Raw genomic sequence first — 3,231 nt, forward strand, 5'->3', positions numbered from 1 at the left:
TATATACCGAATGAACTTCAAGATGCTTGAGCCGTCAGACGTAAAAACATTTAAATTCAACAACATAATCGTTTTTCAAACATGCACTTTGAAGTGTCTTGAGTATAGATATATTATGGGCTTTTTCTACTGATAATATTAAGACTATGCTTTCGCATTAATATCGTATTTCACGTAAAATCAAAACCCAGAAAATTAGACTCTAATTAATACCATCCCTGAAACAGACAATATAATAGCCACCAAAATAATCCATAAAAACAAAAAATTACTGAGCTCTTGGTTTAAAACTCTCAATTAACGGTTAAATAACCATTAAATGATACTGAACATTCAATATCATTGACGATTGCCGATGCAATAAAAACATTTGCCTTACTTTTTTATCAAAGTAGGTAAATTTTACGATTAGGTTATGCGGATTATATTCTGTATTATTTCCATAATAGTCTTCATACCTGAGCCCGATAGAACTATCTCTTAATTTATCTTTTTCCGCCTCTTTTCTGGCAAGTTCCGAGGAAAGAATGTTATTTACTTCAACATCAAAAAGTAATTAAATTTTTGTCCTTTCTAAATCAATGTCCTGAGATTTAATGTTCAAATCATTTATCATTTTATCCCGCATATTCATCTCAATATAGCCGCTTGTTTGAATGCAAAATCCATTTTCAGCGTATAAGTTAAAGGAAAAAAATAGCAGAATATAAGAGAATAAACGCAGCATTATACAACTTCCAATCCTTCATCATTAGAGCTCCACACTTTTTTACTTGTGTTGAACTCAACTATGATACAACCTTCTGATATCCACCACTCAACATAGACAGTGTATTGATTCTATGAATTCTGAATTCATCTCTCTTATGACTGCTCCCCGCCGTAAAAAATGTCTTAGCGACCAACGGACCGCACCGAACTGGCCATTAAGATACCCGGCCTGTTCGGGGGTGGGGTAGAGGCGGACTTTGGTCGCTCTTAACATATTCAGCACTCATTGATAAAGTGCATTCATTTTCACTTGTAAAACAGGCTAATATATCAATTCAGTCAGGATACGTCACAGTAGCCAGCCTTAAGGCCCTTTGGGCTTTTCGCCTTATATCCCCGCCTACACCAAGGGGTTACGGCGGTTTTTACTAAGCACACAATGAATAGAATCAGACGACAGAATAGTGATAAAGACAGTGCGTAAAAGGGAGTATACATATAAGCAAACACTCGAGGATGCCCCATTTCGCTCACTCTGATCGCACTAAAGTACGCCAGAAACCACCACTTTTGTCTAAGCACTGTCCTGAATAACCTAATGATAAAAAGGGCTTAACCCAAATATTTGCTCATAACCAAGGAAGCATTAGTACCACCGAAACCAAAACTATTGGACATCACAGTATTCAGCTTTTGTTCAGTAGGTTTAGTAATGATATTCATACCCGCTGCTTTATCATCAAGATCCTCGATGTTAATGCTAGGTGCGATAAAACCATGCTCCAACATCAATAAGCTATAAATCGCTTCATGTACACCAGCTGCACCCAATGAGTGGCCGGTCATCGCTTTTGTTGCAGAAATTGCAGGTGTCGTATCACCAAACACTTCCCTAATTGCTTCTAGTTCTTTCAAATCACCAGCAGGAGTAGAAGTACCATGTGTGTTCACATAGTCAATAGGACCTTTCACATCTTGCAGTGCCATATTCATACAACGAACCGCACCTTCTCCAGACGGAACAACCATATCAGCACCATCAGATGTTGCACCATAACCAACAATTTCAGCGTATATGTGCGCGCCACGTGCCAAAGCATGTTCCAACTCTTCAACAACAACGATACCGCCACCACCAGCGATCACAAAACCATCACGGTTTTTATCATAAGTACGGGAGGCTTTTTCAGGAGTTTCGTTATATTTCGTGGAAAGAGCGCCCATAGCATCAAACTCACAGCTCATTTCCCAGCATAGTTCTTCACCACCGCCAGCAAAAACAACATCCTGTTTCCCTAACTGAATAAGTTCAACCGCGTGACCAATACAATGCGCAGAAGTAGAACATGCAGAACTGATAGAGTAGTTCACCCCTTTGATTTTAAAAGGAGTTGCAAGGCAAGCTGACACACCAGAAGCCATTGAACGGGTCACCATATAAGGCCCCACACCACGCAAGCCACGGGCACGCATACCGTCAGCTCCCACAACCTGGTTATACGGGGAACCACCACCAGATCCCACAACCAGTCCACTGCGAATATTGGAAACCTGATCATCAGCCAGACCTGAATCTTTAATTGCTTCATCCATCGCCAGATAAGCGTAAACAGAAGCATCACTCATGAAGCGCTGAATTTTGCGGTCAATTAACCCCGCAGTATCCAATTTCACATTACCCCAGACGTGACTTCTCATTCCTATCTCTTTGAATTTCTCTGAGAAAGTTATTCCAGAGCGGCCTTCTTTTAGAGATGCCAGTACTTCTTTCTGGTTATTACCAATGCTGGAAACAACGCCTAAGCCAGTGATCACTGCACGCTTCATTAAATACCTCACCTCATTAAAAAGTTTATCTGCTATCTGCGGAATTTTTATAGTGGCACTTTAGCGTACACTTGTACGCCGAACAAGTCCGATCAGGATAAAATCACGAAGAAAAGTTCATCTACCCAAAAATTCCAATGTATTTTTTGGTCAAAACCACCACTAACTTGTATTGAATATATTCAAACAGCAATAGGTAAAAATAAATTTCAGGTAGAAATCATTCTGGTAAACAATAAATGCTTGGTATTTTTATCAAATATTGGGAAAAAGATAGTAACATCAATCTAACATCTCTAGATTTATCAAACATATGAATAGCAATCAGTAAGTTGATTTAATTTAAAATAGGTACTTTATATCTGCTTAATAAAACCATGCTATTGTTCCATTCTTCATTTTATTGTTAATACCGCTTCTTTAAAAAAGAAGATTATAGACAACAATAAGGAGGCTTACTACTACTATTAAGTTTCTCCGTTACTATTACCAAGATAACTTGTTAATGATGAAGTACAATATGTGATGTGATTCTTCATTTATTTTCTAACCACATTCAGATTATGGCTATTAAGGGAAATTAGATTAAATATCTCAGGAGAAAATACTGAAAGAAAGTTACTCATATTTTTCATACGAATAAAACAGCGTTAGTTTATTAGTTTATTAGTTTATTAGTTTATTAGTTTATTA

General features: G+C 37.7%; 1 protein-coding gene and 1 pseudogene. Both read right to left on the reverse strand.

Going from position 1 to position 3,231, the window contains the following annotated elements; all coding sequences use genetic code 11:
* Positions 1–901 precede the first annotated feature (901 nt).
* Positions 902–985, reverse strand: a pseudogene (locus BO26_RS22570) (helix-turn-helix domain-containing protein); the annotation flags it as partial.
* A gap of 338 nt (positions 986–1,323) precedes the next feature.
* Positions 1,324–2,538 (reverse strand): beta-ketoacyl-ACP synthase I, encoded by a 1,215-nt coding sequence (gene fabB, locus BO26_RS20325; protein WP_036774670.1) that lies wholly within the window; start codon positions 2,536–2,538, stop codon positions 1,324–1,326.
* Between the last annotated feature and the right edge of the window lie 693 nt (positions 2,539–3,231).

It is taken from the genome of Photorhabdus australis DSM 17609, assembly GCF_000711895.1.
GTDB lineage: Bacteria > Pseudomonadota > Gammaproteobacteria > Enterobacterales > Enterobacteriaceae > Photorhabdus > Photorhabdus australis.